The 22,262-nt window shown below is 59.6% G+C and carries 17 protein-coding genes; 3 read left to right on the top strand and 14 right to left on the bottom strand.

What is annotated here, in order from left to right; translation table 11 throughout:
- Positions 1 to 49: 49 nt before the first annotated feature.
- The 4 genes from QD461_RS24845 to QD461_RS24830 form a co-directional block, all read right to left on the bottom strand.
- Positions 50 to 1,141: an ABC transporter ATP-binding protein gene (locus tag QD461_RS24845; RefSeq protein ID WP_414090112.1), complete on the bottom strand. Its 1,092-nt coding sequence runs from the start codon at positions 1,139 to 1,141 to the stop codon at positions 50 to 52.
- 3 nt (positions 1,142 to 1,144) lie between these two features.
- Positions 1,145 to 2,041, bottom strand: a complete 897-nt coding sequence (locus tag QD461_RS24840; RefSeq protein WP_414090111.1) for a carbohydrate ABC transporter permease — start codon at positions 2,039 to 2,041, stop codon at positions 1,145 to 1,147.
- 15 nt (positions 2,042 to 2,056) lie between these two features.
- Positions 2,057 to 2,947 carry a carbohydrate ABC transporter permease gene (locus QD461_RS24835; RefSeq protein ID WP_184704053.1) on the bottom strand — a complete coding sequence of 297 codons (891 nt, stop codon included), beginning with the start codon at positions 2,945 to 2,947 and terminating at the stop codon, positions 2,057 to 2,059.
- A 90-nt stretch (positions 2,948 to 3,037) separates the two neighbouring features.
- Entirely contained in the window at positions 3,038 to 4,276 is a 1,239-nt protein-coding gene (locus QD461_RS24830; RefSeq protein ID WP_414090110.1) for an ABC transporter substrate-binding protein, read from the bottom strand.
- 461 nt (positions 4,277 to 4,737) lie between these two features.
- Here QD461_RS24830 and QD461_RS24825 point away from each other — a divergent pair, with 461 nt between their 5' ends.
- Positions 4,738 to 5,772 (top strand): LacI family transcriptional regulator, encoded by a 1,035-nt coding sequence (locus QD461_RS24825; RefSeq protein WP_414090146.1) that lies wholly within the window; start codon positions 4,738 to 4,740, stop codon positions 5,770 to 5,772.
- Positions 5,773 to 5,834: 62 nt separating this feature from the next.
- Here QD461_RS24825 and gndA read toward each other — a convergent pair whose 3' ends face one another.
- From gndA to QD461_RS24790, 7 genes are all read right to left on the bottom strand, one after another.
- Positions 5,835 to 7,262, bottom strand: coding sequence for an NADP-dependent phosphogluconate dehydrogenase (gene gndA / locus QD461_RS24820; RefSeq protein ID WP_414090109.1), 1,428 nt, complete (start codon positions 7,260 to 7,262; stop codon positions 5,835 to 5,837).
- Positions 7,263 to 7,773: 511 nt separating this feature from the next.
- The gene (locus tag QD461_RS24815; RefSeq protein WP_414090108.1) at positions 7,774 to 8,388 is read right to left on the bottom strand and encodes an ABC-type transport auxiliary lipoprotein family protein; all 615 of its coding nucleotides are present in this window, start codon (positions 8,386 to 8,388) and stop codon (positions 7,774 to 7,776) included.
- Positions 8,389 to 8,426: 38 nt separating this feature from the next.
- On the bottom strand, positions 8,427 to 9,797 hold the full coding sequence (locus QD461_RS24810; RefSeq protein ID WP_184704045.1) for an MlaD family protein: 1,371 nt from the start codon (positions 9,795 to 9,797) through the stop codon (positions 8,427 to 8,429).
- Positions 9,798 to 9,806: 9 nt separating this feature from the next.
- Positions 9,807 to 10,670, bottom strand: a complete 864-nt coding sequence (locus tag QD461_RS24805; protein WP_184704043.1) for an ABC transporter ATP-binding protein — start codon at positions 10,668 to 10,670, stop codon at positions 9,807 to 9,809.
- Between the two features lie 12 nt (positions 10,671 to 10,682).
- Positions 10,683 to 11,843, bottom strand: a complete 1,161-nt coding sequence (locus QD461_RS24800; protein WP_414090107.1) for an ABC transporter permease — start codon at positions 11,841 to 11,843, stop codon at positions 10,683 to 10,685.
- A 153-nt stretch (positions 11,844 to 11,996) separates the two neighbouring features.
- Positions 11,997 to 13,214 (bottom strand): MFS transporter, encoded by a 1,218-nt coding sequence (locus tag QD461_RS24795; RefSeq protein ID WP_414090106.1) that lies wholly within the window; start codon positions 13,212 to 13,214, stop codon positions 11,997 to 11,999.
- A 166-nt stretch (positions 13,215 to 13,380) separates the two neighbouring features.
- Positions 13,381 to 14,187 (bottom strand): UDP-2,3-diacylglucosamine diphosphatase, encoded by an 807-nt coding sequence (locus tag QD461_RS24790; protein WP_414090105.1) that lies wholly within the window; start codon positions 14,185 to 14,187, stop codon positions 13,381 to 13,383.
- Positions 14,188 to 14,529: 342 nt separating this feature from the next.
- Here QD461_RS24790 and QD461_RS24785 point away from each other — a divergent pair, with 342 nt between their 5' ends.
- On the top strand, positions 14,530 to 16,842 hold the full coding sequence (locus tag QD461_RS24785) for an NADP-dependent malic enzyme (protein ID WP_414090104.1): 2,313 nt from the start codon (positions 14,530 to 14,532) through the stop codon (positions 16,840 to 16,842).
- A 147-nt stretch (positions 16,843 to 16,989) separates the two neighbouring features.
- A complete protein-coding gene (locus tag QD461_RS24780; RefSeq protein WP_414090103.1) occupies positions 16,990 to 17,742 on the top strand; it encodes a hypothetical protein in 753 nt (250 codons plus the stop codon).
- Here the strand turns inward: QD461_RS24780 and QD461_RS24775 are convergent.
- The 3 genes from QD461_RS24775 to QD461_RS24765 form a co-directional block, all read right to left on the bottom strand.
- Positions 17,702 to 19,483: an ankyrin repeat domain-containing protein gene (locus tag QD461_RS24775; RefSeq protein WP_414090102.1), complete on the bottom strand. Its 1,782-nt coding sequence runs from the start codon at positions 19,481 to 19,483 to the stop codon at positions 17,702 to 17,704. The two genes, QD461_RS24780 and QD461_RS24775, sit on opposite strands and share 41 nt — an antisense overlap.
- Positions 19,484 to 19,660: 177 nt before the next feature.
- Positions 19,661 to 20,488 (bottom strand): TolB family protein, encoded by an 828-nt coding sequence (locus tag QD461_RS24770; RefSeq protein WP_414090101.1) that lies wholly within the window; start codon positions 20,486 to 20,488, stop codon positions 19,661 to 19,663.
- 28 nt (positions 20,489 to 20,516) lie between these two features.
- Positions 20,517 to 22,196, bottom strand: a complete 1,680-nt coding sequence (locus tag QD461_RS24765) for an NAD+ synthase (protein WP_414090145.1) — start codon at positions 22,194 to 22,196, stop codon at positions 20,517 to 20,519.
- Positions 22,197 to 22,262: the final 66 nt, after the last annotated feature.

Raw genomic sequence — 22,262 nt, 5'->3', positions numbered from 1 at the left:
CCCCGGACCGCTGTAGGTTGGAGGCGGTCAACCCGCCCCCGTGCATGGATCAAATTCTGAGTTCCGTCTGCGCATCAAAGAGCGATGCGAGAGACATGTCAAAGCCGAGTTTCACAGCCGAACCCGCGCCGAAACGTCTGGCGCCGTTGACGCGAACCGACATGGTATGGCCGGCATGCTTGAGCCACAGCAGATTGTCGGCCCCCATCGGCTCCTCGATATCGACGGTGGCATTGTGGATTTCGGCGCCGGACGCGGCTTCCTCGTTGACCTTGATGTGCTCGGGGCGGACGCCCAGCACGACCTTGCGGCCAGCATGCAACACCTCACCGGACTTGTAGCCGTCGAGAGAAAACAGCACGTCATTGGTCGCGAACACGATCTTACCTTCGCGATTGGCCAGCTCTCCCCTAAGGAAGTTCATGGACGGCGATCCGATGAAGCCGGCCACGAAGAGATTGCGCGGCTCGTTATAGATCGTCGTGGGATCGTCGAGCTGCATGATGACGCCGTTCTTCATGATCGCGATGCGGTCAGCGAGCGTCAGCGCCTCGATCTGGTCGTGGGTGACGTAGATCATCGTGTTCTTCAACGACTGGTGCAGCCGCTTGATTTCCACACGCAGCTCCGAGCGCAACTTGGCATCGAGGTTCGACAACGGTTCGTCGAAGAGGAAGACATCGACATCGCGCACCAAGGCACGGCCGATCGCGACGCGCTGGCGCTGGCCGCCCGAAAGCTCGGCCGGCTTGCGCTTCAAGAGCGGCTCGATCTGCAGGATTTCGGCAGCGCGCGCGATACGCTTGTTGATCTCGTCCTGCGGCACCTTGGCGACGCGCAGGCCGAAGGAGAGATTCTTCTCCACCGACATCTGCGGATAGAGCGCGTAGGACTGGAACACCATGCCGATGCCGCGATCCTTGGGCTCTTCCCAGGTGACATTCTTGCCCTTGATGAAGATCTGCCCTTCGCTGATGTCGAGCAGGCCGGCGATGCAGTTGAGCAAGGTCGACTTGCCGCAGCCGGATGAGCCGAGAAGCACCAGGAACTCCCCGTCGTCGATTTCGAGATTGAGGTTTTTCAAAACACTGACCGCACCGAAATTCAGCGAAAGGTCTTTGATGGAAACGCTGCTGTTCATGGATCAACCCTTCACTGCGCCGGCGGCGATGCCCCGGACGAAGAGCCGTCCGGACACGAAATAGACGATAAGCGGCACCGCGCCAGTCAGGAGCGTTGCGGCCATGTTGACGTTGTATTCCTTCACGCCCTGCACGGCGTTGACGACGTTGTTGAGCTGCACGGTCATCGGATAGTTCTGCGTGCCGGCGAAAATCACGCCGAACAGGAAGTCGTTCCAGATGCCGGTGATCTGGATGATGATGCCGACGACGAAGATCGGCAGCGACATGGGCAGCATGATGCGCAGGAAGATCTGCCAGAAGCCCGCGCCATCGACGCGCGCCGCCTTGAAGAGTTCCGGCGGCAGCGAGGCGAAGTAGTTGCGGAACAGCAGCGTGTTGATCGGCATCCCGAAGATCGTATGCACGAGCACGATGCCGCCGAGCGTCGAGAACAGGTGAAGTTCGCGCAGCACCATGACGAGCGGATAGAGCATGACCTGATAGGGAATGAAGGCGCCGAACAGCAGGATCGTGAAGAAGACTTCCGATCCCTTGAAGCGCCAGTTGGCAAGCGCATAGCCGTTGACCGACGCAATGGCGATCGAGACGATGACGCTTGGAACGAGGATCTTCACCGAATTCCAGAAGCCGACCTGAATGCCGTGGCAGTAAAGCCCGGTGCATGCCTGCGACCAGGCTTTCACCCAAGGCTCGAAGGTAATCTCAACGGGCGGCGCGAAGATATTGCCCATGCGGATTTCAGGCATGCCCTTCAGCGAGGTGACGACCATCACATAGAGCGGCAGCAAATAGTAGAGCGCGGCCAGCCCGAGGATGCCGTAGAGCATGATCGTGCGCGGTGCGAAGCGGCGCTTGGGCTTGGCGCCCGAAGGTTCGATGGTAGCGGTAAGTGCCATGGGTTGCTTCCTCCCTTACCGGCGCTTCTGGCGGAACTCGTAGAGAGCCCACGGCACGACGAAGATGAACACGGTAACCAGCATGACCGTCGAGGCGGCAAGCGCCTGCCCGAGGTTCGAGCGCTGGAACATGAAATCATAGACATATTTGGCGGGCATTTCCGACGCGAAGCCCGGACCACCCGACGTCATGGCAACGACGAGGTCGTAGACGCGCACAATGCCAGAGGCGACGATGACGAGCGTGGTGACGAAGACGCCGCGCATCATCGGAATAACGACGAAGATGTAGGTCCGCCAGGCCGGAATGCCGTCGACGCGGGCGGCCTTCCAGATCTCGCCGTCGATCCCGCGCAGGCCCGCGAGCATCAATACCATGACAAGCCCCGTACCCTGCCAGAGACCGGCGATGACGAGCGCATAAAGCACGGTCTTCTGATTGCCGAGCAGCGCGAAATTGAAGCCGGTGAACCCCATGTCCTGCATCAACTTCGGCAGCCCGAGCGACGGGTCGAGGATCCATTGCCAGACAAGGCCGGTCACGATGAAGGACAGAGCGAAGGGATAGAGAAAAATGGTTCGGAACGTGTTCTCGAAGCGGATCTTCTGATCCATCAGTACGGCCAGGAAAAAGCCGACGACGAAGGCGAAAACCAGACTGAGAACGCCGTATGTCGCGAGATTGCCGATGGAGACGTTCCAGCGATCGGTGCCCCATAGACGCTGATACTGCGACAATCCGACGAAGTTGGAACTGGGCAGCAGTTTGGAATCGGTGAACGAGTAGATGACGGTCCAGAGCGTGCAACCTACGAAGACGACGATTACCGTCAGCACCATCGGAATGGCGGCGATCTTTGCATTGAGATTGCGGAACAGACCAAGTGGCCGGACAGCGTTAGCCATCGACACCTCCGTTGGTGGCGTCACCGGGACAGGCAAGAACTCTCGCCCGTCCCAATGTCAGCCATCGCGATTGATAGGATGGTCGTCTGCTTACTGAGCCTGCTTGAAGATGGCGGTCTGCTTTTCGATCGCCTCGTCCACGGTCATCTTCGACGAGAAGAACTGCAGGCCAAGATCGGTCATCTGGCCGCGCGTATCGGGATCGATCAGCTGCGTCACGCCCGGCAGCACGTTATCCGGGTTCTTCAGGATTTCCAGACCCTTCTTCATGCAGGAGCTGGCGGCGGTCAGATCGACATCGCCGCGAACAGGCAGAGAACCCTTGGCGAGGTTGAACTTGACCTGGGTTTCCTTGGAAACCAGCATGCTGGCAAGCTCGAGCTGCGCCTTGGTGATGTCCGGATTGCTGTTCTTCGGGAAGTAGAAGCTGTCGCCACCGGTATCGAGCAACGCATGGAATCCGAGGCCTGGCAAGCAATCATAGTCCTTGCCTGCAACCTGCTTCGCTACGCCGAACTCGCCCTGCGCCCAGTCGCCCATGATTTGGCCTGCAGCCTTGCCCGTAATGACCATGTTGGTGGCGACGTTCCAGTCGCGGCCGGAATAGCTGTCGTCAACCATACCGCGAGCCTGTGCAAATGCATCCCAAACCTTGCGGTTCTCGGGGTTTTTGACCGCATCTGCGTTCTTCTTGTCGTAGATCGCCAGATAGGTCTCCTTGCCGCCGATGCCGACCTGCATGACGTTGCGGATACCGTCGACCTGCCATGGAGCGCCGGTCGCGAGCGGAATGATACCCTTTTCGCGCAGCTTCGGCGCATCGGCTGCAAACTCGTCCCAGTTCGCCGGCACCTTCATGCCGTTGTCTTCGAAGACGTGCCGGTTGAGCCACAGCCACTGCCAGGAATGAATGTTGAGCGGCACGCAGAAGACGCGCCCTTGATAGGTGCACGAAGCCAGCAGGCTCGCCGGACGAATGATATCCTTCCAGTGCTCTTTTTCGGCGAGATCGGTCAGGTCCGTCATCAGGCCGGCCTTGACCAGCTCTTCGGCGTCGCGACCCGTATTGAGCTGCGTTGCACCCATCGGATTGCCGCCCAGAATGCGGCTGACGATCAAGGGCGTAGCCGTCGAACCGGATCCGGCAATCGCGCCGTCGACCCAGTGATTGTCGCCCAAACCATTGTACTGTTCGGCCAAAACCTTCACCGCGGCTGCTTCGCCGCCCGATGTCCACCAATGCGTTACCTCAAGATCGGTCGCATTTGCGGAAAAGGCTGGAATCGCGACAGATGCGAGCAAAGCGGCAGCCATCAAACGAATATTCATGAGTTCTCCTCCCTCACTGAAACGTTGCCGGAAAAACCTAGTCGAATCATTTTCGGTGCGCAACCGCCTATCCAAAATTTTTTCAACGCACGCAATTATACAACCCATAGAGGAAAATAGACTTGTGAAGAGCACACATTCGCAGCTCCACCTCCAAGCGAAAACCCTGCGGGAGGTAGTATCAATATGTTGATTTTTATAAAAAAATACCCTTGAATACGTCACCCGTCCCATCGTTTCGCCATCGTGAACGGGAAAATCTTCGGAAAAGCAGATCGATACAACCAGGAAGTATTACTCCGGCAAGTCGTCATAAAATAGCACTCGACAATCGAACTGTATCGTTACAGTTTTCATCACTGACGATGGGGCGATCGCAATGCATCTATGCTTGCGGCGCAAGCATGAGCAATATAAGCGGATTGGTCGCGGGAGGCGGCCGGGAGGCGAGCTTGGACGAAATGGACAATAAGAAGACTTCAGCGAGCGGCACGCCGCAGACGGCACCGGAGCGGCCGACGCTCAAGACGATCGCCTTCATGACCGGGCTTGGCATTACCACGGTATCCCGCGCATTGAAGGATGCCCCCGATATCGGCGCCGAGACCAAGGAACGCGTGCGCATGGTCGCCCGGCAGTTGGGCTACCAGCCGAACCGCGCAGGCGTACGCCTGCGAACCGGCAAGACCAACGTCATCGCTCTGGTTTTGAGCATCGACGAGGAAATCATGGGCTTCACCAGCCAGATGGTCTTCGGCATTTCCGAGGTTCTGGCAGGCACGCAATACCATCTGGTCATCACGCCGCATTCCCACAGCAAAGATCCGCTGGTGCCGGTGCGCTATATTCTCGACACCGGTTCGGCCGACGGCGTCATCATATCGCGCACGGAGCCGGATGATGCGCGCGTTCGCCTTATGCATGAACGCGGACTGCCGTTCGCCACGCATGGACGCACGGATATGGGTATCGTCCACCCCTTCCATGATTTCGACAACGAAGCCTTTACTCACGAGGCCGTGCGCGCACTTGTCGCCAAGGGGCGGCGTCGCCTGGCCCTGCTGCAACCAGCCAGCAAGCTGACCTATTATTCGCATACCCGTATCGGCTTCCAGATCGGCCTGCACGAATATGGCGCTGAAGAGATCCCTTTGAGGGTAACGACCGATGCGCCGCTTGCCGACATCAGGGACAGCGTCGAAGCGCTGATGCGCTCCTCACATCGGCCTGACGGTATCGTCTGCTCCAGCGGCGCTGGCGCCATTGCCGTCAACGCCGGCATCGAGGCGGCTGGTTTCCGCCTCGGCCGCGACATCGACATGGTCGCCAAGCAATCGACCGACGTGCTGAACTGGATCCGCCCGGAGATTATCACGATCTACGAGGACGTCCGTCAGGGCGGTCGCGAGCTGGCGAAGTCGATCATCGCTCGCATCGACGGCATAGAGCCCGAACTGCTGCAAAGCATCAGCTCGCCTGTCTGGCCGAAGAGCTGATGGCAAAAGCCCGCCGGATTTCTCCGGCGGGCCTTTTTTCAAAATCACATCGGACTGTTTTCTCAGCCCTGAGCGCCGCTGCCCCATGGGCCGTGGTGGATGTCCTTGCCGTCGACACGATCGAAGCCGTGCGCGCCGAAGAAGTCGCGCTGGGCCTGGATCAGGTTGGCGGTACCGCGTGCCTGACGATAGGCATCGAAGTAAGTGAGCGCCGAAGCCAGCGCCGGAACCGGCAGGCCGGCAGCGGTCGCAGCCGAAACGATGCGGCGCAGCGACGGGATCGATTCCTTGACCATCTCGGCAAAGGCCGGCGTGGCGATCAGATTCGCCGCATCCGGATTCTTGGTGAAGGCGCTGGTGATCTCGTCGAGGAACTGCGAGCGGATGATGCAGCCGGCACGCCAGATCTTGGCGATGACGGGCATCGGCAGCGACCAGTTGAACTCCTTCGAAGCCTCCGCCATCACAGCAAAGCCCTGCGCATAAGCGCCGATCTTGGCGGCAAACAGCGCAAGCTCCAGATCCTTCAGCAGCTCAGGGCCGAAAGCGATCGGGAATTTATAGTCCGGCGTACCGAAGATCTTTTCGGCGGCTTCGCGCTGGCTCTTAAGGGCCGACAGGCTGCGCGCGGCAACGGCTGCCTCGATCGCGGTTGCCGGAATACCCATGTTCTGGGCTTCGATGGCAGACCACTTGCCGGTGCCCTTCTGGCCGGCCTTGTCGAGGATGACGTCAGGCATGGCGCTACCGGTTGCCGGGTCCTTGGCGGCGAGAACCTTTTCGGTGATCTCGATCAGATAGGAATTCAGGCGGCCCTTGTTCCAGTCGCCGAAGATCGAGCTGATATCGGCGGCACTCTTGCCGAGACCATCGCGCAGAATGCCGTAGATTTCGGCGATCATCTGCATATCGGCATATTCGATGCCGTTGTGGATCGTCTTGACGAAATGGCCGGCGCCGTCATTGCCGAGCCAGGCAACGCACGGATCGTCATTGTACTTGGCCGCAATCGACGTCAGCACCTTCTCGACGCGCTTGTAGGAGTCCTCCGTGCCGCCGACCATGATCGACGGTCCATGGCGTGCACCTTCCTCGCCGCCGGAAACACCCATACCGATGAAGGTCAGGCCAGTGTCCTTGAGGCGGTCGAAACGCGCGATCGTATCGCGGAAATTCGCGTTGCCGGCGTCGATCATAATGTCGCCCTTGTCTAGATAGGGCTGCAACGCCGCCATCTGCTGGTCGACCGGCTCGCCGGCCTTGATCATGATGATGATCGGCCGCGGCGGACGGATCGCCTCCACAAACTCCTCGATCGTCTTGCAAGGGATGATCTTGTCCTTGAGCGCGCCCGCATTGGCGTAGAATTCATCCGTCACCTGCGGCGTACGGTTGAACACTGCGATCTTGTTGCCTTTTTCGGCGATGTTGAGCGCCAGATTCGATCCCATCACCGCGAGACCAATCAGCCCGATTTCTGCCTTTTCCACGACAATCCTCCAGTGAGTCGTTGGCTGCGCCGACCCATTCCGGAGATTCGGAGGACGCAACCACTTCCGATTTGACGCAATACCGCCGACGCTTGGCGCGACCGGCGAAAGCCCTGCGTTAGGGGTGTTGTTACACTCCGAACGGAAAACGGCAAGCCTCCGCGGGCCGCGAGCGGTTCGCTTTGCAGGACTGTGCAAGAATGTTGCGGAAATCGCCATTCAGCCGCTTCAGAGCCTGCGCCTGCTTCGCCGACCGAAACTCCGTTCTGAACGATATAGAGGAGGAACCCACCATGTCGACCGCAAGTGCAAAGATCGTGTATGTGTCGATCCCTAGCAATTGAAGAGGCCTGCGGAAGAAAGGTACGCAACGCCCGAACAGGCTCCGCCACCCGAACCATTTCGGCGTGATCGGCGATTGGATGAGGCGGTAACCCTCCCCGCATAGCCACAATGCTTCAGGCATTGCCGCCGATGGCAAAAGCTAAGAAGCAATCTTCGCCAAGCGCTTCTACAGCGAGCGCAGCGTCCAGTCGACAAGCTCGCCCGTCACGCCCGCAAATGCCGAATCGAGCGCCTTCACGAAGTCCGGATTGCTGCTGCCGCTGACGGGCACGACTTTGCGGAAGACGTTCTGTGCCTTCACAGTGCCCGTGCGGTCGTTCAGGATTTTCTCCGAGATTTCAACAACCGCTGTCTTCTGGCCATGCGACGCATTGATTTCGAAGGAGCGGATGTCCGTCACGATCTGATAATCGATCGCCAGTCCCTGCCCCGGAACCCCGACGCCGCCGAGCTTGCCGGTATTCTCAAATGCTTCCGCCAGCTTGGACTGGACCATCTTGCTCAGCTTGTCACTCCATTGCGACTTGCCGAGATACTGGATTTCCGAGGACGAAACGCGAATGACGATCTGGTTGCTGTCGAGCGCCTGCAACGCTGTCGGTTGAGGGATCAGGATCTGTTTGCTCTTGGCCGAAGGCCCGTTCACCTTCGCCGACCCCGAGAGATCATAGGTATCGTTGTGGCCGGAGGTACCACAGCCTCCGAGCAAGGCTGCGAGCAACGGCAACGCAATCACGGCCTTCCACATCTGACGACGCTCACTCGATACGCAACCGACCATATTTCGCTTATCCCCTGGAGACCAGATCTCGCTATTCATCAACGCCGCGCGCGGCCGTCATATGTCTTCACCGTATCGCCACCGAACAGCAGTCGTTGCGGGTTACGGTCGAAATTACTGATAGTCGTGTTCAGATTGTCAACCGTACCGCGCATATCATTGATAAGCGTCTGGGCATCGCGCAGACCGCCGCTCGAGAACTTCTGCAGATTGTCGGCAATCGGTCCGATACGCGAATTGAGATTGTCTGCCACCTTCTTGAAGGATTCGAGCGTATCCTTCGCCTCGGCGAACAACGATTTCGTGCTGTCGTCGCCGAGCAGCGAATTGACCTTGGTCAGGATGCCGTCGACCTTGCCGGATGCCGAATTGAGTTTGGTGGAAATATCACGCGCGTTGGCAATCGTCTGATCGATATCCTGCTGATGCGCCGCGACCGAACTGGCCACATCGCGGATGGAGGCGACAGCCGTACGCGCCTGCTTCGTCACGTCGGCAATGTCGTCGACCGAACCCTTGATCTTGGCCGGGTCGATCTGCGCGACGATCGCATCGACGCGATCCAGGGTCTTTTGCGCATTCTGGCCAAAGGTCGTGTAGGTATCGGCCGTTTGCTTGAAGCTTGCAATCGTCGCCTTCAGGTCGGTCGTCGCGTCGGCAACATTGGCCGTAATGCGGTCGGCATTGGCAATGACGTCATTGACCTTCTGGGCATCGACGGCACGAACCAGCTTCTCGACCGCGTCCAGGGTCGAATCGACGCGTGTCGAAACGGTCTTGAACGTATCGGAGAGCTGCCCGACGCTCGCCAGGAATTTGTCGATATTGTCGGAATTGTCAGCGATCGCCTTGGAGAATTTCTGCGCATTGCGCACCGTATCCGTGAGCGGTCCGCGCGAATCCGAGACGAATCCCTGAATGTCGCCGATCGTGTCGTTGGCGCGGTTCAGGATCTTGTCTGCCGTCGTCAGCAGGTTCGTGACGCTGGATTGATCGGCAAGAAGCACCGCTCGCTTGCCCGTATCGATGGAGCGTTTCAGAATGTTTTCGTCGCCATTGCGGCCGCCGGAAAGCTCGATGTAAGCAGCCCCGGTCAGGCCCTGGATCTCCAGGATGGCTTTGGTCGATGTGTAGACCGGCGCATCGGCGCGGACCTGCGTGAAAGCCAGCGAATAGTTGGGATCGTCCGCGTCGATCGACAGCCCCTGTACCGAACCGACCTGAATACCGTTGAAGCGCACTGGCGAGCCGACGCTCAAGCCGTTTGCCGAGCCGGGAATACGCACGACGAGTTCGACCATCGGGCCACCGCGGCCATACTCGGCCATCCAGTAGACGAAACCGAACGCGGCCGCGATGACAAGCAGCGTGAAGAACCCGACGATCGTATAATTGGCTTTGGTTTCCATAATCTCCAGTCACTTCTCGCGGCTGTGGGCGCTTGCGCCTTTGTCGTCGCTACGGCCTCTGATGTCCTCCCGCGGCACGATCGAACGTGCGCGCTTGCCCCTGAAGTAGGATTGCACCCAGGGATCATCACAGGCGAGCATGTCCTCAACCGTACCTTCCACCAATACCCGCTTCTGTCCGAGAACGGCAATACGGTCGCAGACGGAAAACAGGCTGTCGAGGTCGTGAGTCACCATATAAACGGTCAGGCCGAGCGTGTCGCGCAGCTTGGCGATCAGCTCGTCAAACTCGGTTGCACCGATGGGATCGAGCCCTGACGTCGGCTCGTCGAGGAAAACAAGGTCGGGATCGAGCGCCAATGCCCTGGCGAGCGCGGCGCGCTTGATCATGCCGCCGGAAAGCTCGGAGGGGTATTTGTCGGCGGCGTCGGCAGCGAGACCCACCATGCGGATCTTCATCAGCGCCAGCTCGTCCATCATCTCCTTCGGCAGGTCCAGATACTCGCGCATCGGCACCTGGATGTTCTCCTTCACCGTCAGCGAAGAAAACAGCGCTCCCTGCTGGAAGAGCACACCAAGACGCATGTCGAGCCGGTTGCGCTCATTCTCGTCGAGCTTGTCATAGTCCTCGCCGAGGATCTCGATCTTGCCCGAGCGCCGTGGCAACAGCCGCAGCACCGTGCGCAGCAGCACGGACTTGCCCGCACCGGACGCGCCGACGAAGCCCAGGATTTCGCCGCGATAGATATTGAGGTTCAACTTGTCGAGGACGACTTTCGATCCGAAAGCGACGGTCACGTCCCGTGCCGACAGCACGATGTCCCTGCCATGCTCATCAGTTTCCAACGGGGTCTCCGAGTGAAGCGCGCTCATCCTTGCCATCCCTCAGAAATCGATCGCGGCATAGAACATGGCAAACAGCCCGTCCATCAGGATGACGACGAAGATCGACTTCACCACTGCCGAAGTTACGTGCTGGCCGAGCGATTCAGCGCTGCCGCCGACCTTTAATCCCTCGACAGCTGCGACGATACCGATCACCAGCGCCATGAACGGCGCCTTGATCATACCGGAAATCACAGTGGAAAGGCTGACCGCCTCATGCAGTCGCGAAATGAAGGTCGCGATGGTGATTCCGGAATAGCCCCAGGCAACCATCGCCGCACCGAAAAGCGAGGCGAAGTTGGCAATGATCGTCAGCAATGGCAGCGCAACCGTCAGCGCAACAAGACGCGGGAAGATCAGCACACCGACAGGGTTGAGGCCCATGACCTTCAGCGCATCCACTTCCTCGCGCATCTTCATGGAGCCGATCTCGGCCGTAATCGCGCTGCCGGACCGGCCGGCGATCATGATGGCGGTGAGAAGCACCCCGATTTCGCGCAATTGCAGGATGCCGACGAGATCGACGACGAAGACCTCGGCGCCGAAATAACGCAGCTGGAACGCGCCCTGCTGGGCGATGATCGCGCCAATCAGCGACGACATGAGCAGGATGATCGGAACGGCGCGCACTGCCATGTGGTCGATCTGGTTGACGATCGACGCCGGCGAGACGCCGCTGCCGCGTCCGAACTTCAGCTGCGCTCCCCTGACCGCCGAACCGAGAATATACATCGCGGCAATCAGGTTGCCCCACAGGTCGTAGACATTCCTGCCGATAGGTGCCAACAACTTTTCGGCCAAGGATATTTGCGGCTTCGGTGCGGCGCGTTGCTCGTTTGCATCCTTATCGAAAGCGGTCAGCAATTCGTCGATATGCTGGTTGGAGCCGTCGATGGTCACGGTCGCTCCATGAGCTTCCTGACTCATCTTCAGCCGCCGGATCAGCAGCGCCCCTGCAGTGTCCACATCCGACAGTGCGGAAAGATCGATGACGACATCGCCGCCGGCGCTGCGTTTCGAGAGTTGCTCGATCTGTCGCAGCACGCCATGCACATTGGCGCTACGCCAATTACCCTCGAGCCGATAGCGATGCCCACGGCCATCACCCTCGTCATCGATCCTCGGTGCATCGGTTTTCTGTTCGGCTGCTTTCAAGCTCATGCGTCTTTCAGATCTGGCATCATCAATGTCGACTCGGATTGCCCGAACGACGCCGATGTTTAATACACCGACTGCACAGGAAATTGCTATGCCGCGCCGCGGCCAAGATATGGCACGGCTTTTTGATATCCAAATGAATTTGTTGCATCCGCGTCACGAAGCGCGATGCGCGCCTCCGCCGATCGCCGAGCTCTTGGACTGAAGGCCGCGTGCAAGGATGACCATGACCAGACCGATGACCGCCAGCGCCGCCATGACATAATAGCTGTAGAGATCGAGCCAGGCGTACAGATAGCCCGAAGCCAGCGTCATCAGGCCGAGGAACATGCCGTTATAGAAGTAATAGGCGCCCTGGGCCGACGATTCCTGCGTTTCCTGCACCGATGCGACAATGCGGCGCTGAATGCCGGTATGCACGCAGGCGAATGTGCAGGAATGCAGGCATTGCAGCAGGAAATAGCCCAGGAAACCGAAATTGACCGGAAACAGGACCCAGCGCAGGACACAGACGGTCGCCCCGAAGAAAATGAGCGTCCACGCGCTGAAGCGGCGATTCAATGTCTTGGACAGGAAGAAAACCAGCACCTCGGCCGCGACGCCGATACTCCAGAGAACGGCAATTTCCGTGCCGGAAAATCCGAGCTTGCGCCAGTAGATCGAGGCGAAGGTATAGAGCATTGCGTGGCTCGATTGCTGCACCGAGACGCCGATCATGGTGATCAGCAATTGCGGAGAGCGCAGGCTCCCCGTCGGCGACTGCAGGTTGATCGGCTGGTTGCGCCGTCGCGTCGGTCCGATGCGTGGCGAGACCAAGCCCATCAGCATGGTCAGCACAAAGCCCGCGACCATGACGGGAAGCACCATAGTGCCACCCCACATTCCGATCATCTGCCCTCCGAGAAGGGTTGAGACAATGAAGGTGATCGACCCCCAGACCCGCATCGAGCCGTAATCGAAGCCCCAGCGCCTGACGCCGGACATGGCGATGGATTCGACCACCGGCAAATAGGGCGCATAGGTCGCCCCCTGAATGCCGTAGACCAGCAGCACAGGCCAGAATTCACTGGTCCAGTACAGCGCGATCGCCGTGAGCAGCGACAGGCCGCCTGACCAGAACAGCACATCGGCGCGTTCCTTCATATGGTCGGCGAGAACGGCGATAACGGGCGTCACGAGAACGCGCACCACCATCGGCACTGCAATCACGAGACCGATCTCGTGATCGCTGAAATTCAAGCCCGCCAGCCAGACGGGAAAGAATGGCAAAGCAATGCCGTTGACGAACAACGGGGCGCAATAGGACAAAGCAGTGCGCAAGCGGAAATACGGAGGCGCACCCTCACCCTGGAAAGATTTTATCGCGGGAATCATGACAGACCTGAAGGGAACTGATTTGTCCCTATCACTCTATCGGGAGCACGACTATGGCGAGAAGCGGTCGAACTGTAACGTTTCCGAAAAACTTCGGCTCTCCGACCCTTTCCTGGCAGTCAATATTTATGACAGCCTATCACCAAGTTCGTGAACAGGTGCGAAATCAGGCTGCCTGAGCGCCCAGCGACTGCGGCAGCTCTTCTATCGACGCGCCGACGGGCTGCGTCTCAAGGATCGTCTGCCAGGTGATCAGCTCGAAGGTGCCGTCCTCATGCTCGGCAATCGCCGTGCAGCTTTCCACCCAGTCGCCCGTATTGATGTAGCGCACGCCGTCCAGATCTTCGATCACGGCATGGTGGATGTGACCGCAGATGACGCCATCGGCATCGTTGCGCTTTGCTTCTTCGGCAATCACCCGCTGGAATTCGCCGATGAAGTTGACCGCATGCTTGACCTGCAGCTTCGCCCAAGCAGAGAAGGACCAATAGGGCATGTTCAGGCGGCGGCGTACCGCCGCAAGGCCGATATTGATCAGGATCGCCATGTCGTAGGCCCAGTCGCCGAGATAGGCAAGCAGGCGGGCGTTGCGAACGACGACGTCGAATTCGTCGCCGTGCAGCACGAGATATTTCTTGCCGTCGGCCGTTTCGTGCATGGCGCGCTGCGCCACTTCAATGCCGCCAAAATGCATGCCGGGGAAATCGCGCAGGAATTCATCGTGATTGCCGGGAATGTAGACGATGCGCGTGCCCTTGCGCGCCTTGCGCAACAGCTTCTGCACCACGTCATTGCAATCCTGCGGCCAGTACCAGTTCCGCTTCAGCCGCCAGCCATCGACGATATCGCCGACCAGATAGATGGTATCGGCCTCGTGATGACGGAGAAAGTCGAGCAGAAAATCCGCCTTGGCGGCTTTCGAACCGAGGTGCACGTCAGAAATGAACAATGTGCGGAATCGCCGGGTGTCCATGTTTTCATTCACGAACTCTATGTCCGTGCCCTATCCTAGCCTTACCTATTCCAAAACCAGACTCGTGTTTCAGGAAGATGACAAATCCTGTGTTTGGCGGCTCTGCAGGCTGATTCGGGTGCTCGTAGCCACAGGCACGAAACCCACCCGCGCGCCATGAAAATAGTCAGCATAAAGCGGATAGGTGTTTCGCATCGTTTCGCTCTTGTAAGTGGCCCGGTGCACGGTCGATCAAGACATTGTCGCGGCAAAAACGCTCAGTGACGTCAATTGCATACTGTGAACCCAAACCGATTGATGTATGCAGGGACTCGAAGCATAGGCCTGGAATGGAGACGCAAGATGGACACGAACGACAATTCGAAAGCAGCCAAGAACATGGCCAGCGGCAATTTCGACGAACAGGCGCTCTATTTCCACCGCTATCCCCGCCCCGGCAAGCTTGAAATTCAGGCGACCAAGCCGCTCGGCAACCAGCGCGATCTGGCACTTGCCTATTCCCCGGGCGTTGCCGCCCCCTGCCTCGCGATCCGCGACAACCCGGAAACGGCGGCCGACTATACGTCCCGCGCCAATCTCGTTGCTGTTATCTCGAACGGTTCGGCCGTTCTGGGCCTAGGCAATATCGGCCCTCTCGCCTCCAAGCCGGTCATGGAAGGCAAGGCCGTTCTCTTCAAGAAATTCGCAGGCATCGATGTCTTCGACATCGAAGTCGCAGCCCCGACCGTCGACGAGATGGTCAACACCATTTCCGCACTTGAGCCGACCTTCGGCGGCATCAACCTCGAAGACATCAAGGCGCCGGAGTGCTTCGACGTCGAACGCCGCCTGCGCGAAAAGATGGAAATCCCGGTTTTCCACGACGACCAGCACGGCACCGCCATCATCGTCGCCGCCGCTATCCTCAATGGCCTTGAGCTTGCCGGTAAGAAGATCGAGGACGTCAAGATCGTCGCCTCGGGCGCTGGCGCCGCAGCGCTCGCATGCCTCAACCTGCTCGTCACTCTCGGCGCCAAGCGCGAGAACATTTGGGTCCACGATATCGAAGGCCTAGTCTACAAGGACCGCAACGTCCTGATGGATGAATGGAAATCCGTCTATGCCCAGGATAGCTACAAGCGCGTGCTTGCCGAGTCCATTCCGGGCGCCGACGTTTTCCTCGGCCTGTCTGCCGCCGGCGTTTTGAAGCCGGAGCTTCTCGAACAGATGGCGGAAAAGCCGCTGATCATGGCGCTCGCCAATCCGACGCCGGAAATCATGCCCGACCTCGCCCGCGCTGCCCGCCCTGACGCGATGATCTGTACCGGTCGCTCCGATTTCCCGAACCAGGTGAACAACGTTCTCTGCTTCCCCTATATCTTCCGCGGTGCGCTCGATTGCGGCGCCAAGACGATCAATGAAGAGATGAAGATGGCCGCCGTTCGCGCCATCGCCTCGCTTGCCCGCGAAGAGCCTTCCGACGTCGCTGCCCGCGCCTACACCGGCGAAACGCCGGTCTTCGGCCCCAACTACCTCATTCCTTCGCCCTTCGATCCGCGCCTGATCCTGCGCATTGCGCCGGCCGTGGCGAGAGCCGCCGCCGACAGCGGCGTGGCGCTGCGTCCGATCAAGGATTTCGACGCCTATATGGACGAGCTCAATCGCTTCGTCTTCCGTTCCGGCTTCATCATGAAGCCGATCTTTGCGGCTGCGAAGATTGCCGAACGCAAGCGCGTCGTCTTCTCCGAAGGTGAAGATGAGCGCGTGCTGCGCGCCGCCCAGGTCCTGCTTGAAGAAGGCACGGCAACGCCGATCCTGATCGGCCGTCCCTCGGTCATCGAGACTCGTCTGAAGCGTTACGGCCTGAAGATCCGGCCGAATACCGATTTCGCTGTTATCAACCCCGAGGACGATCCACGCTTCCGCGAGTATGTCGAGCTCTATTTCTCGCTCGTCGGCCGCGCTGGCGTCATCCCCGAAGCCGCTCGCACGATCGTCCGCACCAACGCGACCGTCATCGGCGCGCTTGCCCTGAAGCGCGGCGAAGCCGATGCCTTGATCTGCGGCCTCGAAGGCCGCTACGAGCGTCATCTGCGCATCGTCCGCCAGATCATCGGCAAACGGCCCGACGTAAGGGATTTCTCGGCGCTCAGCCTGCTCATCTCGCAGCGCGGCGCCACCTTCTACACCGACACCTACGTAACGTTTAACCCGACCGCCGAAGAGATCGCGGAGTCGACCGTGCTTGCGGCGCAGGAAATCAAGCGCTTCGGCATCGAGCCGCGCGCCGCCCTCGTCTCGCATTCCAACTTCGGTTCGCGGGAATCGGAAAGTGCTACAAAGATGCGCGAGGCGCTTGCGCTCGTTCGCGACGCGGCACCCGAGCTGGAAGTCGATGGCGAAATGCATGGCGACAGCGCCATCTCCGAGAGCCTGCGCCGTCACGTCATGCCGGACAGCACGCTCACGGGCGAAGCGAACCTGCTCGTTTTCCCCAATCTCGATGCCGCCAACATCACGCTCGGCGTGGTCAAGACCATGACCGACGGCTTGCATGTCGGGCCGATCCTGCTGGGCACGGCCCTTCCGGCCCACATCCTCTCGCCTTCGGTCACATCCCGCGGCGTCGTCAACATGGCGGCTCTCGCTGTGGTCGAGGCGTCGCAGCTCGCTTGAGCCAAGCCTCTTGCGGCCGCCAGATGAGGGCGGCCGCAAGCGACAATTCGGTAGAACCTTCTCGAAATCTGTGCGTTTTGATGGATACGTTGTTAAGCTCCAAAGTGTAGCTTGCAGCAAACCTTAACCGCTTTCGAGAGCAGTATCGTGAATCGCGGCAGACACCTAGTTTCCATCGCCCTGCTGTCCCTGCTGACGGCAACCCCAAGCCTTGCTCAAACCAATCTTTGCGACGAACTGCGCGGCCGCTACGCGAATACCAACGAGGTGATCGGTGCAAGTGATGAAACGCGCCAGCTCTCGCGCGCCATCGTCCAGCAGAATGTGATGATCCGGCGAATGATGACCGATCTGCGCAACCAGGGTTGCGTCGTGGATGACGGCTTCGGCTACGGCGCCGACGACAATAGCGCCGTTTGCGACGATATGAGGATGTCGCTGGACGGTATGCGCCATGACCTTACCCTGCTGATGGACGAACGCGAGCAGAGCACCGGGCGTATCGATGCCGGCGGCTTCGATCGCAATCAATTGCTGGATGCGATGAAAAGAAACGGCTGCAGCCCACCGGCTTCGGCCGCACCGGATATCGTCATCGACACCCGTACGAAGCTCGACGCCTATGCGCCGCAGCAGCAATCCCTGGCGCAACCTGAAAGCTCAATCACGGTTATCGAGAAGCCGAGGCTGCAGAAGAATTCCAGCCTGCAGCAAATGCAGGCGCCCGCGGCAAAGGCACCGCCGGTCGCGCAGACGGCGCCGCAGCAGTTCCCGCCTGATCGCCCCTATGACCCTTCAGCCAACAAGGTCCGCCAAGTCGGGCCGCAATTCCTTGCGACCGACCAGGGTGGCATAGACCTCAAGCATCCGAAGGCGGCTGGCCCGCAACCGTCGCAATAGGCCGCGGCGGCAGGGAGATGATGATTTCATCTCCCGCTTCCCGCACAAGATCGCGATAGGATCTGCCGGAAGCATCCCGGACCCCACCGTCAGCACCACGCTCCAGCAGAACCCGCACCGCATCGGCATGGCGATTGACGATCGCAAAACCGAGCGGCGTCATCCAATCGCGATCGGGGCTCGGCTGTCCGCCCGGGCGAAAATCGCCGAAACGCAGGTCCAGCTGCTCCGGATGGCGGTCGATGAGATCCGTCAACTGTTCCATCTGACCGAAAGCAGCTGCGGCAAAGATATCGAGCGGATAGGCCTTCAGGAATTCGACCGTTTCCGACTTGCCGTTGTAATCTGCCCAACCGATCGCCGGCGCGTAGAAATACGGATCGCGGATGGTGGTATCGGCCCCATGCTCGATCAGCAAACGCACCATCTCGATATGACCGTGAAGCGCCGCCTCGTGCAGCGGCGTGCGGCTGGTCATTGCGTTCACATCGAGACCCAATGCCAGCATGACACCAACGGCCCGCAGGTTATTGTCGCCGGCGGCCTCGTGCAGCATAGCGGGATGCGCCCGCCGCATCGCTTCGGGAATATCAAGCTCGCGTGCAACGTTCTTTATGTGCTCGACGAGTATTGCCGGATCGTCCGCCTCGTTGCCGGCTCCCTCCTGAATTTTGATGTAGACCCAATCCTCACGTTTCAGACGAACCGCTATAGCTCCCCGCTGAACGAGATATAGTGTGAGATCCTTGTCATCGCCTAGCCGCGCCCATTCGTAAGGCGTCCGCCCATTGACAGGCTTGTTGACGTCCGCTCCATGCTCCAACAGCAGGCGAACGCGCGAGGCCATACGGTGCTCGAGCGCCCATGCGAGCTGATAGTCGAAGACGGTCTGCGAGTTAGCGACGAATTTGCCGTCCTCACGCACCAGCCAATTGTTCCGATCGGCGGCGGACAGCCCATATTCCAGCAGCAAGTTCAGGCACGTATCGTCAGGTTCGAACATGCGATTATAAAGCGCCTGACTGTCATTGGCCTCGGCTCCGGCTTCAAGCAGCAGGCGCGCGAAGGCCTCGCAATCAGGATGCTGTGGCTGGCGCTCCTTGCCCGCCTCGCCTTCACCGAAGACGCCGGTCAAGGCGGTAAACCGATATTGCCCACCATCGAGAAAGTAGGAGTTCACATCAGCCACGCGCCTGACCAGCTCGCGTGCAGCCGGCAGGCTTGATCGGCCAGGAAAGCGCGCATAGGCCGCATACATCAACGGCGACCAGTCATAAGGGCCGCCCTTGCGGTCGAGAAGCTGCGGTTGACGATCGAGCCAACGCCCGACACCATCGGCGTCACCAAGCGCTGCGGCGACATGAATATTCTCGGCGGCAATCTCCGGGTTTGCCTCCAACAGCACCAGCGCTTCTTCAAACCGGGCCGGATCGGCGGCGATGTTGCCGAAGTAGGAAAGTGTCACCAGCGAGAGGAAGCGATTGGCGAGCTGATCTCGCGGAGCGCTCTGGCGATCGCCCTCCTCCAGATGTGCCTTGAGCTTGGTCCAGCTGGAGAAGCCGAATTCACGGGCAAGGACGAGCTGAATGTCCTGCAATCCGACATTGGCAATGTCGGTGAAATAGGGCGCAACGCGGCCTTGCGCCGATGCGTCACCGGATTGAACGGCCTTGAGGAAAGTCTTGGCCTGCTTTTTCAGGGAGTCGAGTGTGGCATTCGCAGCCAAAGAGCGCGTGGTCAAAATAGACCTCCTTCCATTTACGTCCGGTATCCGCGCCCACAGACTGAAAAGAGGTGTGGCAGTCTCGTATTCTATGCTTCAGGTGGGCTTTGCCCTTCCCGCGGATCGGATGCGCCCTGAGAACGGATCACATCTATCGCGCGAGATACCATCTGTCCAGAGGTCATAAATCGAAGATCAGGCCGGCTCGTAGCGCACATAGGCAAACTCATCACCGTTCGGTGACCAGTTGGGCACATTGATCGATCCCTGCCCGCCGAAGAGCTCGAACAGGGTCGTAAGGTTGCCGCCGTCCATATCCATCAGCCGCATGCGAACATTGAGATCGCGCGGGTGATCGAAAACATCGGCATCGTAAGAGATCAGCACGACCTTGTCGTTCTTCGGCGAGGGATGCGCGAACCAGTTGCCGTAATTGTCATCGGTCAGCTGCTGCAATCCCGTGGTATCGGGACGGATGCGCCAGATCTGCATGAGACCCGTGCGGCTGGAATTGAAGTAAATCCACTGCCCGTCGGCGGAGAAATCCGGCCCGTCATTGCGGCCCTCGCCATGCGTCAGCCGCGTCTCCTCACCGCCATCGGTGGAGATGGTGTAGATATCGAAGACATCATCGCGGATGCCGCAGTAGGAGAAGCTCTGCCCGTCAGGCGACCAGCCGTGCCAATAGGAAGGCAGATTGGTGGTGACCTGCCGCGGCACCCCGCCTTCGGCCGGCAAGACGTAAATGCAGGACTTGCCGTACTGCGTCTTGTCCGAGATCGCAATCTGCGACCCATCGGGAGAAATGCCATGATCATTGTTGCATGTGGTTGCGAAGCCGGTGTCGACACGAGCGATCCCGCCGCTGCCATCCAACGGCAGCCGGTAAAGCAGCCCGTCGCCGTTCAAAAGCAGATAGCGGCCGTCAGGCGAATAGTTCGGCGCCTCGATCAGCTGGTCGGTTTGCCAAACCACCCGGTTCGTCCCAGTGCGAATATTATAGATCTCGACCGAGCTGCGCATTCGTCCTCGTCCTGTCTCGGATGCGCGATCAGCGATCACGGAACCGGTTGGTGATCGGATAACGGCGATCGCGGCCGAAATTCTTCTTGGTGATCTTCACGCCTGGCGCCGACTGGCGACGCTTGTATTCGGCGAGATAGAGCAGATGCTCGATACGATGCACCGTCGCAACGTCATGCCCGCGCGCAACGATCTCCTCAACCGACATTTCCTTTTCCACCAGGCATTCGAGGATATCGTCGAGCACTGGATAGGGTGGCAGCGAATCCTGGTCCGTCTGGTTTGGCCTGAGTTCGGCTGAAGGTGCTTTGTCGATGATGTTATGCGGGATCACCTCGCCCGAGGGGCCGAGCGCGCCCTGCGGCACATGCAGGTTGCGCCAGCGCGACAGCGCATAAACCTGCATCTTGTAGAGATCCTTGATCGGGTTGAAGCCACCGTTCATGTCACCATAGAGCGTGGCGTATCCGACCGACATTTCGGACTTGTTGCCGGTGGTCACGACCATCGAGCCGAACTTGTTGGAGATCGCCATCAGGATGGTGCCGCGAGCGCGACTCTGCAGGTTTTCCTCGGTGATGCCGCTTTCGGTGCCTTCGAACAGATCGGACAAGGCAGAAGTGAAGCCGGTGACGGGATCCTCGATCGGAACGATATCGTAGCGGCAGCCGAGCGCCTTTGCGCAATTGGCCGCGTCCTTCAGCGAGTCCTGCGAGGTATAACGGTAGGGCAGCATAACCGCGCGCACGCGCTCCTCGCCGAGCGCGTCGACGGCGATCGCGGCGCAGATCGCAGAGTCGATGCCGCCGGAAAGGCCGAGCACGACCGACTTGAAGCCGTTCTTGTTCACATAGTCGCGGAAGCCCAGCAGGCATGCTCGATAGTCGGCCTCCTCACCTTCCGGAATATGCGCCATCGGCCCTTCGGCGCAGTGCCAGCCATCGCCGTTCTTCTTCCAGGTGGTGACCGCCAGTGCCGTCTCGAACTGGCTCATCTGGAAGGCCAGCGTCTTATCCGCATTGAAGCCGAAGCTCGCGCCATCGAAAACCAGCTCATCTTGGCCGCCGACCTGCGCCGCGAAAATCAGCGGCAGACCGGATTCGATCACCTGCCGCAGCGCGACCTGATGGCGGATATCGACCTTGCCGCGATAGTAGGGCGAGCCATTCGGGACCAGCAGGATTTCCGCCCCGCTTTCAGCCAGCGTTTCGCAGATGCCGAGATCGTTCCAGATTTCCTCACAGATCGGAATGCCGATGCGGACGCCGCGGAAATTGACAGGCCCGGCAATCGTTCCCTCATCGAACACCCTCTTCTCGTCGAATTCGCCGTAGTTCGGCAGGTCGACCTTATCCCGGATGAAGATAACCTTGCCGCCATCGAGCACGGCCACGGAATTATAGCGGCCGGTATCGTCCTGCCGCGGAAAGCCTATGACGACGCCCGGCCCGCCATCGGCAGTATCGGCGGCAAGGCTTTCGACCGCTTTCCAGCAGGTGCGCAGGAAGGCAGGCTTCAGCACCAGATCCTCCGGCGGATAGCCTGAAATAAACAGCTCCGTCAGCAACACGATATCAGCACCCTCGCGCGCCGCTTCGGCCCGCGCCTCGCGCGCTTTGGCGAGGTTGCCGGAGACGTCTCCGACCGTCGGATTGAGCTGCGCAACCGCGATGCGGATCGTGTGGGTGATTTGGCTTTGCTCTGTCATGCCATACATTTAGCGGTGGCATCCTGCTTCCGCAACCGCCTTCCTCTGCCTCCGGACATCAAAGAT

This window comes from Rhizobium sp. BR 314, from assembly GCF_047445805.1.
Taxonomy (GTDB): domain Bacteria; phylum Pseudomonadota; class Alphaproteobacteria; order Rhizobiales; family Rhizobiaceae; genus Rhizobium; species Rhizobium lusitanum_B.
This window is presented reverse-complemented; position numbering and strand designations above follow the sequence as displayed.

Bases quoted from the DNA above. Each gene is read 5' to 3' on its own strand.
- QD461_RS24845 (WP_414090112.1), bottom strand. From the start codon at position 1,141: ATGAACAGCAGCGTTTCCATCAAAGACCTTTCGCTGAATTTCGGTGCG.
- QD461_RS24840 (WP_414090111.1), bottom strand. From the start codon at position 2,041: ATGGCACTTACCGCTACCATCGAACCTTCGGGCGCCAAGCCCAAGCGC.
- QD461_RS24835 (WP_184704053.1), bottom strand. From the start codon at position 2,947: ATGGCTAACGCTGTCCGGCCACTTGGTCTGTTCCGCAATCTCAATGCA.
- QD461_RS24830 (WP_414090110.1), bottom strand. From the start codon at position 4,276: ATGAATATTCGTTTGATGGCTGCCGCTTTGCTCGCATCTGTCGCGATT.
- QD461_RS24825 (WP_414090146.1), top strand. From the start codon at position 4,738: ATGGACAATAAGAAGACTTCAGCGAGCGGCACGCCGCAGACGGCACCG.
- QD461_RS24815 (WP_414090108.1), bottom strand. From the start codon at position 8,388: ATGGTCGGTTGCGTATCGAGTGAGCGTCGTCAGATGTGGAAGGCCGTG.
- QD461_RS24810 (WP_184704045.1), bottom strand. From the start codon at position 9,797: ATGGAAACCAAAGCCAATTATACGATCGTCGGGTTCTTCACGCTGCTT.
- QD461_RS24805 (WP_184704043.1), bottom strand. From the start codon at position 10,670: ATGAGCGCGCTTCACTCGGAGACCCCGTTGGAAACTGATGAGCATGGC.
- QD461_RS24800 (WP_414090107.1), bottom strand. From the start codon at position 11,843: ATGAGCTTGAAAGCAGCCGAACAGAAAACCGATGCACCGAGGATCGAT.
- QD461_RS24795 (WP_414090106.1), bottom strand. From the start codon at position 13,214: ATGATTCCCGCGATAAAATCTTTCCAGGGTGAGGGTGCGCCTCCGTAT.
- QD461_RS24790 (WP_414090105.1), bottom strand. From the start codon at position 14,187: ATGGACACCCGGCGATTCCGCACATTGTTCATTTCTGACGTGCACCTC.
- QD461_RS24785 (WP_414090104.1), top strand. From the start codon at position 14,530: ATGGACACGAACGACAATTCGAAAGCAGCCAAGAACATGGCCAGCGGC.
- QD461_RS24770 (WP_414090101.1), bottom strand. From the start codon at position 20,488: ATGCGCAGCTCGGTCGAGATCTATAATATTCGCACTGGGACGAACCGG.
- QD461_RS24765 (WP_414090145.1), bottom strand. From the start codon at position 22,196: ATGACAGAGCAAAGCCAAATCACCCACACGATCCGCATCGCGGTTGCG.